At 68.6% G+C, this 15,003-nt stretch carries 16 protein-coding genes; 13 read left to right on the top strand and 3 right to left on the bottom strand.

The window, feature by feature from the left end; all coding sequences use genetic code 11:
• Positions 1-3: 3 nt before the first annotated feature.
• The 13 genes from OG766_RS22680 to OG766_RS22740 all read left to right on the top strand — a co-directional run bounded on the left by OG766_RS22680 (position 4) and on the right by OG766_RS22740 (position 11,331).
• On the top strand, positions 4-1,245 hold the full coding sequence (locus OG766_RS22680; RefSeq protein WP_328726075.1) for an AAA family ATPase: 1,242 nt from the start codon (positions 4-6) through the stop codon (positions 1,243-1,245).
• Positions 1,246-1,274: 29 nt separating this feature from the next.
• On the top strand, positions 1,275-1,661 hold the full coding sequence (locus OG766_RS22685) for a TadE/TadG family type IV pilus assembly protein (protein WP_266382323.1): 387 nt from the start codon (positions 1,275-1,277) through the stop codon (positions 1,659-1,661).
• A 3-nt stretch (positions 1,662-1,664) separates the two neighbouring features.
• The gene (locus OG766_RS22690) at positions 1,665-2,039 is read left to right on the top strand and encodes a TadE family protein (RefSeq protein ID WP_266382325.1); all 375 of its coding nucleotides are present in this window, start codon (positions 1,665-1,667) and stop codon (positions 2,037-2,039) included.
• Positions 2,040-2,071: 32 nt separating this feature from the next.
• Positions 2,072-3,412, top strand: a complete 1,341-nt coding sequence (locus tag OG766_RS22695) for a CpaF family protein (protein ID WP_266382328.1) — start codon at positions 2,072-2,074, stop codon at positions 3,410-3,412.
• Between the two features lie 198 nt (positions 3,413-3,610).
• Entirely contained in the window at positions 3,611-4,552 is a 942-nt protein-coding gene (locus OG766_RS22700; protein WP_266382330.1) for a type II secretion system F family protein, read from the top strand.
• A gap of 24 nt (positions 4,553-4,576) precedes the next feature.
• On the top strand, positions 4,577-5,467 hold the full coding sequence (locus tag OG766_RS22705) for a DUF5936 domain-containing protein (protein ID WP_266384396.1): 891 nt from the start codon (positions 4,577-4,579) through the stop codon (positions 5,465-5,467).
• 115 nt (positions 5,468-5,582) lie between these two features.
• Complete coding sequence (locus OG766_RS22710; protein ID WP_443045525.1) at positions 5,583-6,965, top strand: sensor histidine kinase; 1,383 nt, start codon at positions 5,583-5,585, stop codon at positions 6,963-6,965.
• 109 nt (positions 6,966-7,074) lie between these two features.
• On the top strand, positions 7,075-8,193 hold the full coding sequence (locus tag OG766_RS22715; RefSeq protein WP_328726076.1) for a response regulator transcription factor: 1,119 nt from the start codon (positions 7,075-7,077) through the stop codon (positions 8,191-8,193).
• 200 nt (positions 8,194-8,393) lie between these two features.
• Positions 8,394-8,633: a hypothetical protein gene (locus OG766_RS22720; RefSeq protein WP_328726077.1), complete on the top strand. Its 240-nt coding sequence runs from the start codon at positions 8,394-8,396 to the stop codon at positions 8,631-8,633.
• Positions 8,633-9,235, top strand: coding sequence for a pilus assembly protein TadG-related protein (locus OG766_RS22725; protein WP_328726078.1), 603 nt, complete (start codon positions 8,633-8,635; stop codon positions 9,233-9,235). The genes OG766_RS22720 and OG766_RS22725 overlap by 1 nt, the downstream gene beginning before the upstream one ends.
• A 64-nt stretch (positions 9,236-9,299) precedes the next feature.
• On the top strand, positions 9,300-9,869 hold the full coding sequence (locus tag OG766_RS22730; protein ID WP_328726079.1) for a hypothetical protein: 570 nt from the start codon (positions 9,300-9,302) through the stop codon (positions 9,867-9,869).
• Positions 9,869-10,537 (top strand): OmpA family protein, encoded by a 669-nt coding sequence (locus tag OG766_RS22735; protein WP_328726080.1) that lies wholly within the window; start codon positions 9,869-9,871, stop codon positions 10,535-10,537. Before OG766_RS22730 ends, OG766_RS22735 begins: the two co-directional genes overlap by 1 nt.
• 164 nt (positions 10,538-10,701) lie before the next feature.
• The gene (locus tag OG766_RS22740; protein ID WP_328726081.1) at positions 10,702-11,331 is read left to right on the top strand and encodes a hypothetical protein; all 630 of its coding nucleotides are present in this window, start codon (positions 10,702-10,704) and stop codon (positions 11,329-11,331) included.
• Positions 11,332-11,352: 21 nt separating this feature from the next.
• Here OG766_RS22740 and OG766_RS22745 read toward each other — a convergent pair whose 3' ends face one another.
• The 3 genes from OG766_RS22745 to OG766_RS22755 form a co-directional block, all read right to left on the bottom strand.
• Positions 11,353-12,591, bottom strand: a complete 1,239-nt coding sequence (locus tag OG766_RS22745) for a S1 RNA-binding domain-containing protein (protein ID WP_266382350.1) — start codon at positions 12,589-12,591, stop codon at positions 11,353-11,355.
• Between the two features lie 168 nt (positions 12,592-12,759).
• On the bottom strand, positions 12,760-14,082 hold the full coding sequence (locus tag OG766_RS22750) for an MFS transporter (RefSeq protein ID WP_328726082.1): 1,323 nt from the start codon (positions 14,080-14,082) through the stop codon (positions 12,760-12,762).
• A gap of 267 nt (positions 14,083-14,349) precedes the next feature.
• Positions 14,350-14,892 carry an ATP/GTP-binding protein gene (locus OG766_RS22755; protein ID WP_328726083.1) on the bottom strand — a complete coding sequence of 181 codons (543 nt, stop codon included), beginning with the start codon at positions 14,890-14,892 and terminating at the stop codon, positions 14,350-14,352.
• Positions 14,893-15,003: the final 111 nt, after the last annotated feature.

Consider the following 15,003-nt stretch of genomic DNA (forward strand, 5'->3'; position numbering starts at 1 on the left):
CGGATGACGACCAGAATCCTCCCGGCCGTCGGTGACGCCGACGCCGTCCGATCCATCACCACCCTGCTCGGCCAGCTCCCCGAGGCGGAGCCGGCCGGGCCGGTCGGTGACTCCACCTCGCTGATCGACACCCTGGCGCGGCTCGCCACCGAGTCGATCGACGAGCTCCCGGAGGTCGTCCTCGTCCACGAGCGGATCGGACCGGTACCGGCACTCGAACTGATCCGGGAGGTGGCCCTCCGCTTCCCTGCCGTCGGCGTCATCCTCGTCACCGCGGACGCGAGCCCCGGCCTGTACTCGGCCGCGATGGACTCCGGGGCACGGGGCCTCGTCGGCCTGCCGATCTCCTACGAGGAGCTGGTCCAGCGCGTACAGGCCGCAGCCGCCTGGTCCGTCGGCGTGCGACGCCATCTGGGCTCCGGCGGCGACGTGTTCACCGGCCCGGGCGGCACCGTCGTCACCGTCAGCGGCGCCAAGGGCGGCGTCGGCACCACCGTCACCGCCGTACAGCTCGCCCTCGCCGCCAGGGCCTCGGGCAGGACCGTCGCCCTGGCCGACCTCGACCTGCAGTCCGGCGACGTCGCCTCGTACCTGGACGTGCAGTTCCGCCGCTCGATCGTCGATCTGTCCGGCATCCAGGACCTCTCGCCACGGGTCCTCCAGGACGCGGTCTACGCCCATGAGAGCGGGATAGGGCTGCTGCTGGCACCGGGGGAGGGCGAACGCGGCGAGGAGGTCACCGACCGGTCGGTGCGGCAGATCGTCAGCGCCCTGCGCAACCGCTACGAAGTGGTGATCGTCGACTGCGGCAGCTACATGAACGGCGCCAACGCGGCGGCGATCGAAATGGCCGACACGACGCTGCTCGTCACGACCCCGGACGTGGTCGCGGTGCGGGCGGCCAAGCGCATGGTCCGGCTCTGGGACCGCCTCCAGATCCGCAAGGCGGAGGAGACGGTGACCGTCGTCAACCGGTACGTACGCAACACGGAGATACAGCCGGCACTGGTCGAGAGGATCACCTCGACCCGGGTGTCCAAGGTCGTGATCCCCGCCAACTTCAAGGAACTGCAGGCCCTCGTCGACGCGGGCCGGATGCAGGACCTGGAGGCCAAGTCCACGGTCAAGCAGGCGCTGTGGGGGCTGGCGGGAGAACTGGGACTCGTGAAGACGAGTGAAGCACCGCAGAAACAGGGCAAGTTGAGGAGCGACCGGGGTGCGCTGGGCATCCGGCGCCGGACCTGAACGACGAAACGAGGGGGCGAGTTGAAGCGATGCGCATCGCGGTGGTTACCGACTGGCGAGATGACCGCGGGCAGACCGCGGTGGAGTTCACCGGGATGGTGCCGATCATCCTGGCGACCCTGATCCTGCTGTGGCAGGCGGCCCTCGTCGGGTACACGTTCTCGCTGGCGGGCAACGCGGCGGACGAAGGCGCGCGGGCCGGCGCCGTGGCGGGCTTGGGCTCGGGCCCGGCGTGCGAGGCGGCGGCGCGGAAGAAGCTTCCCGACGCGTGGCAGGCCGGCGATACCGAATGCCAGAGGAAGGGCAACGGCCTCTTCGAGGCCCGGGTGGACCTCAAAGCGCCCTTCCTCTTCCCCGGCTTCGTCGACATCCCGATCCCTGTCGATGGGCGGGCCTCCGCCGTGTGGGAGGACTGAGCCATGCGGAAGCGCATACTCCGGCTTCGTAAGGAAGGCGACCGGGGCCAGACCGCCCTCGAGTACGTCGGCTGGATCCCCTTCCTTCTCCTGATCGCGCTCGCGGCCATCCAGCTCGGCCTCGCCGCGTACGCCGTTCAGCAGGCGGGTACGGGGGCGCGGGCGGCGGCTCGCAGCGAATCGATCGGGAACGGTGGCGGCGGGCAGGCGGGCAAGGAGGCGATGAGCGACTGGGTGGCCGGTAGAACCCAGATCGACCGCAGTGGTTGGGGTGAGGAAGTCACCATGACCGCCCGCGTCACCATCCCGTCCATCATCCCCGGCATCGACGACTTCGGCGAGGCCACTCGTTCCGCGACCATGCCCGTCACCGACTGACCACCCGAGCACATCCGTAAGGAGTCGAGCACATGAGCCTCCGGGCGCGCATCAGCAATCCCGAACCGAGCAACGGGCAGGGCTCCGACAACCAGCTCGTCGGGATCTACCGCGCCAAGCTCCTGGAGGAGATCGACCTCGCGGAGATGTCCGCCCTTCAGGCCGCCGAACGCCGTGCCCGCCTCGAACGCGTGCTGGGCCACATCATCAGCCGCGAGGGACCGGTCCTCTCGTCGATCGAGCGCTCGCAGCTCATCCGCCGCGTCGTCGACGAAGCCCTCGGCCTCGGCATCCTGGAGCCCCTGCTCGAAGACGCCTCCATCAGCGAGATCATGGTCAACGGCCCCGAGCAGGTCTTCGTCGAGCGGCGCGGCCGGCTGGAGAAGCTGCCGATGCGCTTCAGCTCCCACGAACAGCTGATGCAGACCATCGAGCGCATCGTCTCCACGGTGAACCGCCGGGTGGACGAGGCCACTCCCATGGTCGACGCCCGGCTTCCCAGCGGCGAGCGCGTCAACGTGATCATCCCGCCGCTCTCCCTCTCCGGACCGATCCTCACGATCCGACGCTTCCCGCGGGCCTTCACGCTGCGCGAGATGATCGAGCTCGGTTCGCTCGACGAGCAGATGACGGTGCTGCTGTCCGGGCTCGTCCGCGCCAAGTTCAACGTGATCGTCTCCGGCGCCACCGGTACGGGAAAGACCACCCTGCTCAACGCGCTCTCCGGGCTGATCCCGGACGGGGAGCGCATCGTCACCATCGAGGACTCGGCAGAGCTCCAGCTCCAGCAGAGCCATGTCATCACCCTGGAGAGCCGCCCGGCGAACGTCGAGGGCAAGGGCCAGATCACCATCCGCGACCTGGTCCGCAACTCGCTGCGAATGCGCCCCGACCGCATCATCGTCGGTGAGGTCCGAGGCGGCGAGACGCTTGACATGCTCCAGGCAATGTCGACCGGTCACGACGGCTCCCTCGCCACGGTCCACGCCAACAGTGCCGAGGACGCGCTGATGAGGCTCCAGACCCTGGGCTCCATGTCGGACGTCGAGATCCCGTTCGTGGCGATCAAGGACCAGATCAACAGCGCCGTCGACGTCATCGTCCAACTGACCCGCCACGCCGACGGCTCCCGACGGATCACGGAGATCGCCATCGTCGACTCCCATGGAAGGGAGGAGTACCGGATCGTCACCGTCTGCCGGTTCGACGCCCAGCCCATGTCCGCCGACGGCCGGATCCACGGCGTCTTCGAGTACCTCCCGCTGCCGCGCCGGGTCGCCGAACGCCTGTACATGAAGAACGAGCCGATCCCACCGGCCTTCGGCGTCGCCGAGTCGGAGGAACAACTGGCGTTGCGCGAGGCGGTGGCATGAGCGCGATGGCCCCCGTGACCCCTGTGAGCCCTGTGAACTCTGTTGGTCCCGTGGATCTCGGCAGTCGAAGTCCCGCGAGTCCTGTGCGTTCTGTGAGTCCCGTGCGTTCTGTGAGTCCCGTGAGTCCTGTGCGTTCCGTAAGCCCCGTAGGCCGTAAGGCGGAGGCAGTGTCCCCGACCGCGACAGAAGGTTCAGCCCGTGGCTAATCTCCCGCTCCTGACGATCGGCGTCACCCTGCTCGCCTGCGTCCTCGGCGTCGTCGGCGTCCACATCTACTCCTCGGGCAAGGCCCAACGGCAGGCGATCGTCGACCGGATGTCCCAGACCGGCCAGATCGCGCTCCCCAGCAGCCGCCGGCGCCGCTTCCGTGGCGTGGACCGACGCCTGCGCGGGACGGGGATCGGCAAGCGGATCGAGCGGAAGATCGCCACGACCGGGCTCGACCTCACCCCGGGCGAGTACCTCGTGTACGTGATCGGCGCACTGCTCGCCATCTACTTCACCGTCGGCGCGATCTTCGCACCCTTCTTCGGCGTCCTCGCGGCATTCGTCGGACTGTGGGGAGCCAACGCCTTCCTCAACTGGCAGCGCGCCAAGCGGACCGAGGCGTTCATCAACCAGCTCCCCGAGTTCACCCGCGTCCTCGCCAACGCCACTCACGCCGGACTCGCCATGCGCACCGCACTGGCCATGGCGGCCGAGGAACTCGACGACCCGGCAGGCGAGGAACTGCTGCGCGTGGCCGACCAGCTCTCCGTCGGCCACTCCCTCGACGTCGCCCTCGGCGAACTCGCCGACCGTCTGCCGTCCCGCGAACTCGTCGTCCTCGTCTCCACGCTCGTCCTCTCCAACCGGGCCGGCGGCCAGGTCGTCACCTCGCTGCGCAACCTGACCGAGACCCTGGAGGAGCGCAAGGAGACGCGGCGAGAAGTGACCACGATGCTCTCGCAGGTGAAGGTGACCGCCTTCGCCGTCCCGCTCCTCGGCCTCGGCTTCCTCCTGATGATCAACGCCATGACCCCCGGGGCCCTGGACAAGATGACCGGCTCGGTGATCGGCCAGCTGGCCGTGGTCGTCGCCTTCGGCCTGTACGCCGTCGGCTTCTTCCTGATCCGCGGCATGTCCCGGATCCGGGTCTGAACGGGAAGGACACGAGGACACATGATGGGACTTCTGCTCGCGGTCGCCTTCGGTCTCGCCGTGTACGGCGTGTTCCACGGCATCCGGATGTACCGCGCCGAGGCCAAGCTCCCCAGCGACCTCGCGATCGCCCTCGAAGTGGGCTCCACGCGCACCACCGCGGTCGGCTCCGGCGTCGACCGCATGGGCATGCGGTACGCCCCGACCGTGCTCTCGATGATGGGGCCCAAGCGCGTCGACGCCCTGCGCCGCAGGCTCGACATGGCGGGCAACCCCGGCGGTATCACCGTCGACCGCTACGCCGCGCGCCGCGCCGTCTACACGATCCTCGGCGTGGCCGCCGCCCTGGCCCTCCTCGCTCGGGGACAGGCGGTGATCGCCGTCATCGCCCTCGTGTACGGACTCGTGTGGACCGACTTCCTGATCCGGGTCGCCATCACCCGCCGCCGCCAGGACATCGAGCGCACCCTCCCCGACTTCCTCGACGTCCTCGCCGTCGTCGTCTCGGCCGGCCTCGGCTTCCGCCAGGCACTGGAGCGGGTCGCCGAGAAGTACAAGGGACCGTGGTCGGACGAGCTACGGATCACCCTGCGCCAGATGGACATGGGCGTCAGCCGCCGCGAGGCCTTCGAGCAACTGCGGAAGCGGAACGCGTCGGAACAGGTGTCGATGTTCGTCACCGCCCTCCAGCAGGGCGAGGAACTGGGTGCCCCGATCGTCGACACCCTGATCCAGATCGCCACCGACATGCGCCGTGCGGACGCTCAGAACGCCCGTCGTACGGCGGCCAAGGCCGTTCCCAAGACCACGCTCGTCGTGACCATGGTCATGCTCCCCGCGACCCTGATCCTCATCGTCGTGAGCTTCTACTACGGCTCCGGCGTCGACTTCACCAACGTCCTCAACGGCGGCTGAGACCTGGAAGGAAGCGCAACCGGAACAGGAGCGAAACGCGAACGCGAACGGGAACCGGACCGGAACCGGAACTGGGACTGGAGCTGGAACCGAACTCGGACAGGAGGTGACCACCATGGCCCAGCAAATCGCCGCCCTCGGCGGCGGAGCCGGCGCCGGCATCACCGGCGGCATCGGCGGCGGTATGAACGGTGAACTGCCCCCGCAGGCGACAGCCACCGCCTCCCAGCACGTGCCCTCGCTCCCGATCCAGGTCAACGCCCTGCAGGCGCTCTGCCGGCAGGTGTTCGGCTTCCGGCTGGCGGTGATCGGCCTGGCCACGCCGTTCGCCCTGGACAACACCGCACCGGGGCTGGCCGTATGGCTCGTCGGCGCCGCCGTGATCGTCACGGTCATGGTGTCGTACATCCCCCTGCGCGACTGGGAGCGCTTCGGGCCCATCCTGCTGCGGCACCCGACGCTGCTCGCCGTCGACTCCCTCTTCGGCGCACTGCTGCTGGCCGTCGCCTCTCCCGAGTCCCTCCTGGCCTACGTCACCATCTGCACACCCCTGCTCGCCGGGCTGGTCTACAGCTGGCGCGGGGCCGCGGTCTTCGCCGTGCTCCAGTCGCTCATCCTCGCGGGCGCGTACGCCGTGAACCCCACCGTGGAGGCGGGAGTCAGCGATCTGCTCCTGCCGGGCCTGTGCGTCATCGCGGGAGCCGTCGGCAGCACCCTGCGCAACCTGATGCTCGGCTTCGGCGCGGCGAGCCAGGCCCTCACCGAGGCCCGCGCCCGGCTCGCCGTCAACGAGGCCGTGGAGGAGGAGCGCGCCCGCCTCGCCCGGGAGATGCACGACTCGGTCGCCAAGACCCTGCACGGGCTGGCGCTGGCCGCGGACGGACTGGCCGGCACGGCCGACCGCATGGACCCGCTCACCATCAAGCACCAGGCGGACCTCGTCGCCCGCTCCGCGCGCCGTGCCGCCGCCGAGTCGCGGGAGCTGCTGTCGGACCTGCGCCGTGAGTCGGGGCTCGACGGCGGAATCGACGTCCTCGACGAACTCACCGCCCGCACCGAGGACTTCGCTCGGCGGCACGAGGTCCGGGCCACCTTCCGACGGCTCAACCAGGCCCCCGTACCGGCCGTGCCGCAGGTCGTCGCACGCCAGGCCCTGACCATCGCCTCGGAGGCCATGGAGAACGCCCACCGCCACGGCCGACCGAGCTACTTGGACGTCTCCGCCGGCGTCGTCGGTGACGTCCTCCGTATCAGCGTGTACGACGACGGAACGGGCCTGCCGCCCGGCACCACCCTGGACGACCTCCGCCGCGCGGGCCACTTCGGTCTCGTCGGCATGGTCGAACGGGCCGCGTCCATCGGCGCCCGCATCCGCATCGGCCGCGGCCGCCACGCGCGGGGTACGGAGGTCCGGCTCGAACTGCCGCTGATGGCGATCGCGCCGCCGCCGCTGGGCGCGGTGCCGCGACAGCAGCGAACGGCGCCGCTCCTGAACTGACCGCCGCGTCCCCGACCCGATCCCCACCCGTCTCCCGTCCCCACCCCGTCCCCCACCACCCCGTCCCCCACCATCCCGTCCCCCACCATCCCGAGAGGAGGCCGCATCCATGCCGGACGACATCTCCCGTAGCTCAGGGCAGCAGTGGACACAGCATCCCCACGTGTCCCAGCACACGTCCTCGCATGCCACACCGCTCACTTCCGACCATTCCTCCGGATCGTCCGCCTTCCCCGCTCCCCAAGGGCCGGCGGCAGCGGCATCCGGCGAATTCCCCGCCCTCCCCGGCTCCATGGCACCCGCCCCGACGCTCCGGGTCGTGATCGCCGACGACAACCCGGTCGTACGAGCGGGCCTGACCGTGCTGCTCCAGGGCCGTCAGGACATCCACGTCGTCGCGGAGGCAGCCGACGGCCGCCAGGCCTACGACGCGGCGGTCCAGCACCGGCCGGACGTCATCCTGCTGGACGTACGCATGCCCGGGGTCGACGGCATCTCCGCTCTGCCGCACCTCGTCCGGCTCGCGCCGGTGCTGATGATGACGTACAGCCGGGAGAGTGAAATCGTCCACGAGGCCCTGCGGCGCGGAGCGGGCGGCTACCTGGTCCATGGCGAGTTCACCGCGGACCAGCTCGTCGCCGCCGTGAGGGACATCAAGGAGGGTCGTGCCTCCTTCACCGCCTCGGCATCCAGCGCGCTCCTCGCGACCGTACGGGGCACTGGTCAGGCGCACCCCGAGCCGACGGGTCCACCGCTGCCGGAGGGTCTCGGGACGGCCTTCCACGGTCCCGGATACCAGCCCGGAGCATCTGCAACCGCACACGACACGAGCGTCGGTCGTGTCAACTCATCGTCAACAAATCAGCAGGTGGGCCCAGTTAGGGCGGAGACTCCTCCGCAACAATTCGATGCGCCCTCTTCGCTTTCGCAAGCGAATATGGCACATTCTTCAGCAGAGTCGGTCACGCCAGGGGCCAACCCTGGCGCCAGCGGTGCCGGAGGGCTGCTGACGGAGCTGAGCCAACGGGAGGTGGAAGTGATGGACCTGATCGCGTCGGGCATGACGAATCAGCAGATCGCCGCCACCTGCTTCATCAGCCAGAAGACCGTCAAGAACCACATCAACCGCATCTTCGCCAAGCTCAACGCCGGCAGCCGAGGCGAGGCCATCGCCCTCTGGCACAGCCTGAGGCGAGGTTCCCGAGGGGGGCCGACGAGTCATGGCTGACATGTCCGGACAGGAACGGGCCCAATCCGTGGAATGGGCCCGGAGTTGGGCCCTGAGGCCCATGCCGAGGGGTGTTCTCCCCCCGTACGTTTCTCATGTCGCCAGCGAGACCGGCCAGGAGGAAGCCGGAAGCGCGAGCGACACCAAAGACTCGTACGAGTCGGCCGGCACGCGGCCGGCCGGACCTGGAGGGGAACACCATGTCGAACATCACGCTGAAGGCCGCGTCCAACGCCCGCGTCTACATCGGTTCCTGGGCGAAGACGACCGTCGAGGCGATCCAGCGCCGCAGCGACAAGGGCCAGGGTGCCGTCGAGTACGTGGGTGTGATCGTCCTGGTTGCGCTGATCATCGTGGCGGTCGTCGGGACGGACATCGACACCACCATCGCAGACGCCCTGACCACCCGGGTCGGCGAGATTCTGCGTGGCGACGGCTAGTGATCACCTCGTTCGCTCGCGAGAAAGGGCAGGCCTCTCCCGCCTATGTCACGGTGGTAGCGGGCCTGCTCTTTCTCGCGCTCGCGTTCTTCGCGGTCGGCCAGGCCGGTGCCACACGCAACGGTACGCAGACAGCGGCCGACGCCGCCGCACTCGCGGCGGCGAAGGAATCTCGGGACAAGTTCAGGCTGGAACTTCTTGCTGTGCCCAACCCTGCGATCCTGGCAGCAGTCTTCAACCTGGGCCAGATCGGATCCTGGTGGGGGTGTCACGCGGCTTTCCCCATGGCTCAGAAGAACAATGCCGTGGTGGATATGACGAAGGGCGGCGGCTGCTCTCCGGCCTTCAACGGGCGTTGGGGCTTCACCGTCCACACCAAGTCGCAGAAACCGGTGGGTGACACGGTCCTGCCGGGGACCGAGGGCGAGAAAGGCAAGGGTACGGCACAGGCGACGGCCGAGCTCGAATCACGGTGCGTCTACACGCCGGTACCCAAGCCCTTGGGGACGTTGACCTGCAAGGGGGTCGCCCCCTGGCTGGTGGGCGAAGGCCCGCCGCCGGACGGGCCGGACCTCTTCGACATCCGGCTGGCCGAGAACTGACCGAGAACGAATGCGAAGGAATTCACCAATCATGCATGTCCGGTACGGAGTGACGACTCGCAGGGTGGCCACCGCCGCTCTCCTCGCGACAACGCTGACTCTGTCGCTCACCGCATGTGGCGGTGACGGCGAGGGGGCGGCCAAGGATCAGGGGAGCAGCTCCGCCCCCGCCGCTTCGGGAAACAGCAAGCCCAAAGAAGAAGAGGGCGGCGGTAACACCGTGCCGGACACCAGCCAGACTCTGGCAACGATCAACGGCAGTAACGGATTCCAGTTCGTCATCCACAGCGCAGTCCGGGACGACGGCGGTTTCCTCACTGTGACGGGCACCGTCAAGAACACGTCGGGCAAGGTGGCTTATCCACCTGTCGCGTGGAACGGCCAGGAGAGCAATGTCAAGCGTGCTGGGCGCTCCTTCGCAGGGATCACTCTCGTCGACAAGGCGGAGAAGAAGCGTTACTACGTGCTGCGCGACACTGAAGGTTATCCGCTGACCACGACAGGCGTCACGAGCATCGAGGCAGGCGACGCTGGGGTCCCCTTCTTCGCTCAGTTCCCGGCTCCTCCCGACACGACGTCACAGGTCGCCATCCAGATTCCCCTGATGCCCACCGCCATGATTGAGATCTCCTGATGAGGGCCGCCACGACACCCCGCTCCCGCCGGGCCGCGGCGTCGGTCTTCACCGCCGCCGCGCTCGTCGTGAGCCTGCAGTTCACCGTCGTCGGGGGCGCATGGGCCGACGAAACCCCGAGCCCCGGCACGCCACCGGGCACGGAGTCGACCTCCCCACCACCTGAGGTCGACGGGAACGCGCCCGGTCTCAAGCTCCGCGACGGCGCGACGCTCGCCCCCGCCCGGGTGCTCGACATCGTTTCCGTCGTCGAGTCCGAGGGTGGTGAGGAGCGCCGCGAGGAGACCAGCTCGAACCTGAAGTTCGCGCTCCAGGCGGAGGTGCTCTTCGGCAAGGACAGCGCCAAGCTGTCCGGCGCCGCCAACGCGCGGATCGCCGAGATCGCGGCGGAGATCACGAAGCAGGGCGCCAAGAAGGTCCGCGTCTTCGGCTTCACCGACAACCTCGGGTCCTCCGCACACGGTGACGTCCTCTCCAAGCAGCGGGCCGACGCCGTGCACGGCGTGCTGTCGAAGCAGCTCTCCGGCGCCGGGATCAGCTACGAGATCCGCGGCTACGGCGAGCAGTACCCGATCGCCGACAACGGCAGCGAGGAAGGCCGCAAGAAGAACCGCCGGGTGGAGGTCTCCTTCCCGCGCGGCGAGAAGGGCGGCGGCTCCCAGAGCTGACGCCGCTCCACGCGGAGTCTCAGATCGCGCCGCATGGTCTCAGCAGAGATGGCGGACGGCGGCGGCATCCATGCCGCCGCCGTGACACTCGAAGGCCAGAGCCGTCACACCGGTGATCGGAACCGCTGTCCAAACCGATTGACGCCGGGTGCAGAATCTCTGCCATGGGGACGGACGCCAGCGGCTTTGTCGAATGCCGAGCTTGGCACCTCCACCAGGACGGCCGGGAGTCGGTTTGGCGAGCCGCGATCGACCTCTTCCTCCTGAACATCACCCGGAACTATGACGCGTTCGGCTGCCTCTTCGGTGTCCGCAACTACGCCAACTTCCGACCGCTTGCCGCAGATCGTGGGTTGCCGGCCGATGCGTCCGAGACTGTGCGTGGCGAACTCGACAAGCTCGCCCAGTGGCCGGATCAGGCGTACGGCACCACGTGGATCACCTGGGCCGAGCTGAAGGCAGTCGACTGGGACGAGCCTGCGGAGAAGACCGACAGCCGACTCCATGAGTACCGGCAGACCTCGGACGGACTCAGGTTGACGGGGAAGTCCTCCTGGAGCCCTCGGTTCGCGCAGGCCGTCGGCCTTTCCGAACTAGGGCCGGACCATGCTCAGGAGTGGCCCGAAGGAAGCGAATGGCTGATCGACGACACTCTCTACAGATCCGTGAAACTCCACCGCCGGGAGGCTGTTCCGGATGACGGCGAGTGGAAGCCGGTCTGGACTGTCATGGAGGCACTCGCCTCGCAGCACGGTGACGACAACGTCCGACTCGTGGTCTGGTTCGACAACTGAGCAGACCCTGCGGTGAGTCGATCAAAGGTCGCGCAGGGCCCTGAGGGACAGCGACAGGTGTTCGCGGACCGGGTCGACATCGACGATCTCGGCGCTGATCTCCTGACCGACACAGACGACGTCGGACGGGTGGTTGATGGGGCGCCACGACAGCTCGGGGATATTGATCATCGTCTCAAAGCCGCCGACGTCCACGAAGGTGACGCCGGAACCGGCGATGCGGGTCACGGTGCCGGTGACGACCTCACCTCGGTGAAGGGTCTTGAGGAAGGCCCAGATCCGGTCACTCGGCGTCGACTCGGTCCGCCAGCGAGCCCGCACCACTCCGTCGCTGTCGGGCATGACAGCGGTGAACAGAGGCACACGCTCATCGGCGTACACGGACAGGAGCGCTGCGGCGCCGGCACCGGAGATTCTCGCGGCCAGCTCCGGGAGCTCCTCCTCGTCGGCGACAACGCTATGGAGCCGACCGTCCCCGTCCTGCCAGACACACTCGACGAGGCCCTCGGCGGGGAGGGTACCGAGGACCGCGTCGATGTCGGAGGACAGGTCCGGCCAGACGGCCAGCCGGGCGCGGGGAGCGATCCCGGCGCGCACCGTATGAATGGTGTCGCAGGTGAGGCGGTGCCACCGAGAGGCGCCCTCGGCGTACAGCTCCTCCAGGACTCCGGCGCGGCACGAGGCGACGGCCCAGTGGACTCCAGCCCAGAAGTCGTCGTCACCGGGCCGTTGGACGTCTTCCCCTTCGGTCTCCATGTCGTAGGGAGATGCGTCCAGGCGTTCCGGGAACAGCCCGATCGCGCGAGTCCGGGCCAGCGCCTCCTCGCAGGGCGAGTTGCTGCCGATGTAGAGGTACTGGTCCCATCCCACGTGCACTGTGAAGGTGTCCTCCACCTCCAACCGGCACCAGGCGCCACTTTCGCGCAGCATGACCCGCACCAGTTCCAGACCGATGCCGAGGGGTACCTCTGCTCCGTCGTGGAAGCCTGTCAGGCCGGCCGGGAAGAGTCCGTCCAGTCCGAATCCGTCCAGTGCCTGCTCGACGCCGAAGTGTGCGAGGGACGTGACGTGCGGCTCGCGTACGACCAGGTGGTCGACGCTGGTGTCCGCCGCGAAGGCCTCGACCGCCTGAAGACAGGCAGCCTCCACCCGTCCGTGATCGCTGACTGTGTCCTCGGAGCCGGTGTAGTGGCCGTGCTCGTCGCGGTCGGCGGGGTCGTACTTGGTGACGCGGTAGACGTAGGGCAGCACGTCGCTCATCCTCCCGTGCGCATGTCAGTCGGCGCGCGGAGGATTCCCGTCCGTTCGACGAGGAGTCGTCGATGGCGACGCTCGAGATCGGTCGCGGACTTGCATGGCCCGCGACCTTGAACCGGTCCATGCCGGTCCGGCTCGGGGACCTGCCCGTCGACCGGTGAGGCATGGTGCTCAGCGTTCCGCTCCGGTGTCTTGATTGCCGTCCCCAGATCCCAGTGCGGCCGGAAGTATCCGGCCCAGGCGTGCGAGCGGGGACAGCGTCATCAGCAGTGGGGAGAGCATCATGCCCGCGGCTGTCACCAGGAGGCTGGTGCGCAGCCCCCACTCCTGTGCGAGGAATCCGCCGAGCAGTGAGCCGAGTGGGGTCAGTCCCATACCGACGAACGTGATCGTCGCGGCCGCGCGGCCTTGCATCCCGTCCGGAGTGACGGCCTGCCGGACGGCCATGACCGTGACGTTCACCAGCTGCCCGCCCGCCCCGAACACGAAGTTGACCGCCAGCAGCACGGGAAGGGTCGTCGCGGGGGAGCCGTGCAGCGCGGGCACGCACAGGAACACGCCGTCGGCCAGTGCCGCCGCGGACACGAGTACCGCGCCATGGCCGAACCGGCCCGGCAGGCGGGCCGCCAGCATCGAGCCCAGGAGCGCGCCCGGGCCCGTCGCGGCGAGCGCAAGCCCGACGGCGGTGCCCGACAGATGCAGTTCACGCGGCAGGAAGAGCAGGTAGACGGTCATCATGGCCGCGAAGGAGGACTGGAACGCAGCCGAGGCGAGGCACACGGTCCGCAGAGAGGTCTCCATGACGACGAAACGGACGCCGTCATGGATCCGCCGCCACACCCGGGAGGGACGTTCCGAGTGCTCCGGCATCGATTCGCGCCGGCGGATCCGCCGGATCGACAGGAACGACAGCGCGAAGAACAGCGCGCTGGAGGCGGCAGCGGCAGCCGCCGACAGCAGGGACACCAACGCACCGCCGAGGGCGGGACCGACGATCTGCGCGGCGGACCGGCTGCCCTCGAGCGCGCTGTTGCCTCGCACCAGTTGATCGCGTTGCACCAGCCTTACGAGAGACGCCTGGTAAGCCACGTCGAAGAACACGGACAGGGCTCCGACGGCGAAGGCGACCACGAGCAGCGCGGGCAGGCCGAGCCAACCGAGGAGACCGGCCACCGCGGCGGCGCCCAGGGCCAGGGTCCGGCCGATGTCCGTCACCACCATCACCGTGCGGGCCCGCCACCTGTCCACCCACGCACCGACGAAGAGCGAGAGCAGCAGGATCGGCGCCTGTCCGACCGCACGGAGGACACCCAACTCGCCGGCACCGGCGTGGAGCGTCAGGACGGCGAAGAGCGGCAGGACCACCAGAGACGCGTGTTCGCCGAGTTGGGAAGCCGTCTGGCCCACCCAGAGGCTGCGGAAGTCACCGTCCCGCCACAGGCTTGACGGAACAGGCCGGCCGGAATCGGATACGGCAGAGGCAGCGGACGGCACGAAGACCCCTTGGGTTGCCGACGACGAGGGCCCGCCAACCGGCGCACAAGGGCGCACCTACGGTGCAGGCGGGGAAGGCTCGCTGTGCCGCAACATCAAGGCAGCACGCGATGACAGGCCGATACGGCCTACGACGTCAACGCGCGCTCGGACGACCGACGATCATGTCTCAGCTCCTCGTGGGCTCCTTGCTGCACCCGGACCCTAGACCTCGTCGTCCCGGCGCGAAAGCCGATTTCGAACCCATGGCCAAGCGCGACCCGCTCACTAGGCGGGGCCTGCGATCACTGAGCTGACCGCGGCGACACGGCGGGCCAGGTCGTCAGCAGGAATGTCGATGAGCTCATAGCCGAACGCACGGTAGCTCTGCTCATGGATCCTCTCGAACACCAGCGACTCCTCGAAACTGATCCGTCGGGCCGCGGTGGGCTCACAGAAGCCCAGATTGCGAACGAAGAACACCTGCCGCTCGTAGATCCCCTCGGAGGTGATCCGTTCGAGCTCCATGATCAGCGACCGGGACACCGGCCACCCCAAGTAGGTGGCGAGCGCGTGGGTGCAGACCGGCGATCTGTCGAAGACGTGGACAGGGGCTGCCGCAGACGCCTCCAACTGTCGCTGCCGCTGCAGAACCACGATGTCGTCGATGAAGGACGTCCGCGTCCATGGCTCGTCCTCGCCCCGGGCCTGAGCGTGTGCGATGACCGCTGTCGCCGCCTCCTCGACGACCCCGTAGCCGAGATCATCCAGGCACCGCAGGATCGATGTCTTGCCGGCACCCGGAGTGCCGGTCAGAACGTACCGTCGCATGATCGCAAACCTTTCGTGCATGTCGGACACGCTGGCCGGCCGGGACCGGCTCAGCGCAGCTCAGCGAGGCGTACAGGGAATGGTGCACATCGCACGGCACATCACCACGTG

This window comes from Streptomyces sp. NBC_00259 (genome assembly GCF_036181745.1).
GTDB lineage: Bacteria > Actinomycetota > Actinomycetes > Streptomycetales > Streptomycetaceae > Streptomyces > Streptomyces pratisoli.

Coding starts and splice junctions, on each gene's coding strand:
- OG766_RS22680 (WP_328726075.1), top strand. CDS start 4: ATGACGACCAGAATCCTCCCGGCCGTCGGTGACGCCGACGCCGTCCGA.
- OG766_RS22685 (WP_266382323.1), top strand. CDS start 1,275: ATGCGCATCGCGGTGGTTACCGACTGGCGAGATGACCGCGGGCAGACC.
- OG766_RS22690 (WP_266382325.1), top strand. CDS start 1,665: ATGCGGAAGCGCATACTCCGGCTTCGTAAGGAAGGCGACCGGGGCCAG.
- OG766_RS22695 (WP_266382328.1), top strand. CDS start 2,072: ATGAGCCTCCGGGCGCGCATCAGCAATCCCGAACCGAGCAACGGGCAG.
- OG766_RS22705 (WP_266384396.1), top strand. CDS start 4,577: ATGGGACTTCTGCTCGCGGTCGCCTTCGGTCTCGCCGTGTACGGCGTG.
- OG766_RS22710 (WP_443045525.1), top strand. CDS start 5,583: ATGGCCCAGCAAATCGCCGCCCTCGGCGGCGGAGCCGGCGCCGGCATC.
- OG766_RS22715 (WP_328726076.1), top strand. CDS start 7,075: ATGCCGGACGACATCTCCCGTAGCTCAGGGCAGCAGTGGACACAGCAT.
- OG766_RS22720 (WP_328726077.1), top strand. CDS start 8,394: ATGTCGAACATCACGCTGAAGGCCGCGTCCAACGCCCGCGTCTACATC.
- OG766_RS22735 (WP_328726080.1), top strand. CDS start 9,869: ATGAGGGCCGCCACGACACCCCGCTCCCGCCGGGCCGCGGCGTCGGTC.
- OG766_RS22740 (WP_328726081.1), top strand. CDS start 10,702: ATGGGGACGGACGCCAGCGGCTTTGTCGAATGCCGAGCTTGGCACCTC.
- OG766_RS22745 (WP_266382350.1), bottom strand. CDS start 12,591: ATGAGCGACGTGCTGCCCTACGTCTACCGCGTCACCAAGTACGACCCC.
- OG766_RS22755 (WP_328726083.1), bottom strand. CDS start 14,892: ATGCGACGGTACGTTCTGACCGGCACTCCGGGTGCCGGCAAGACATCG.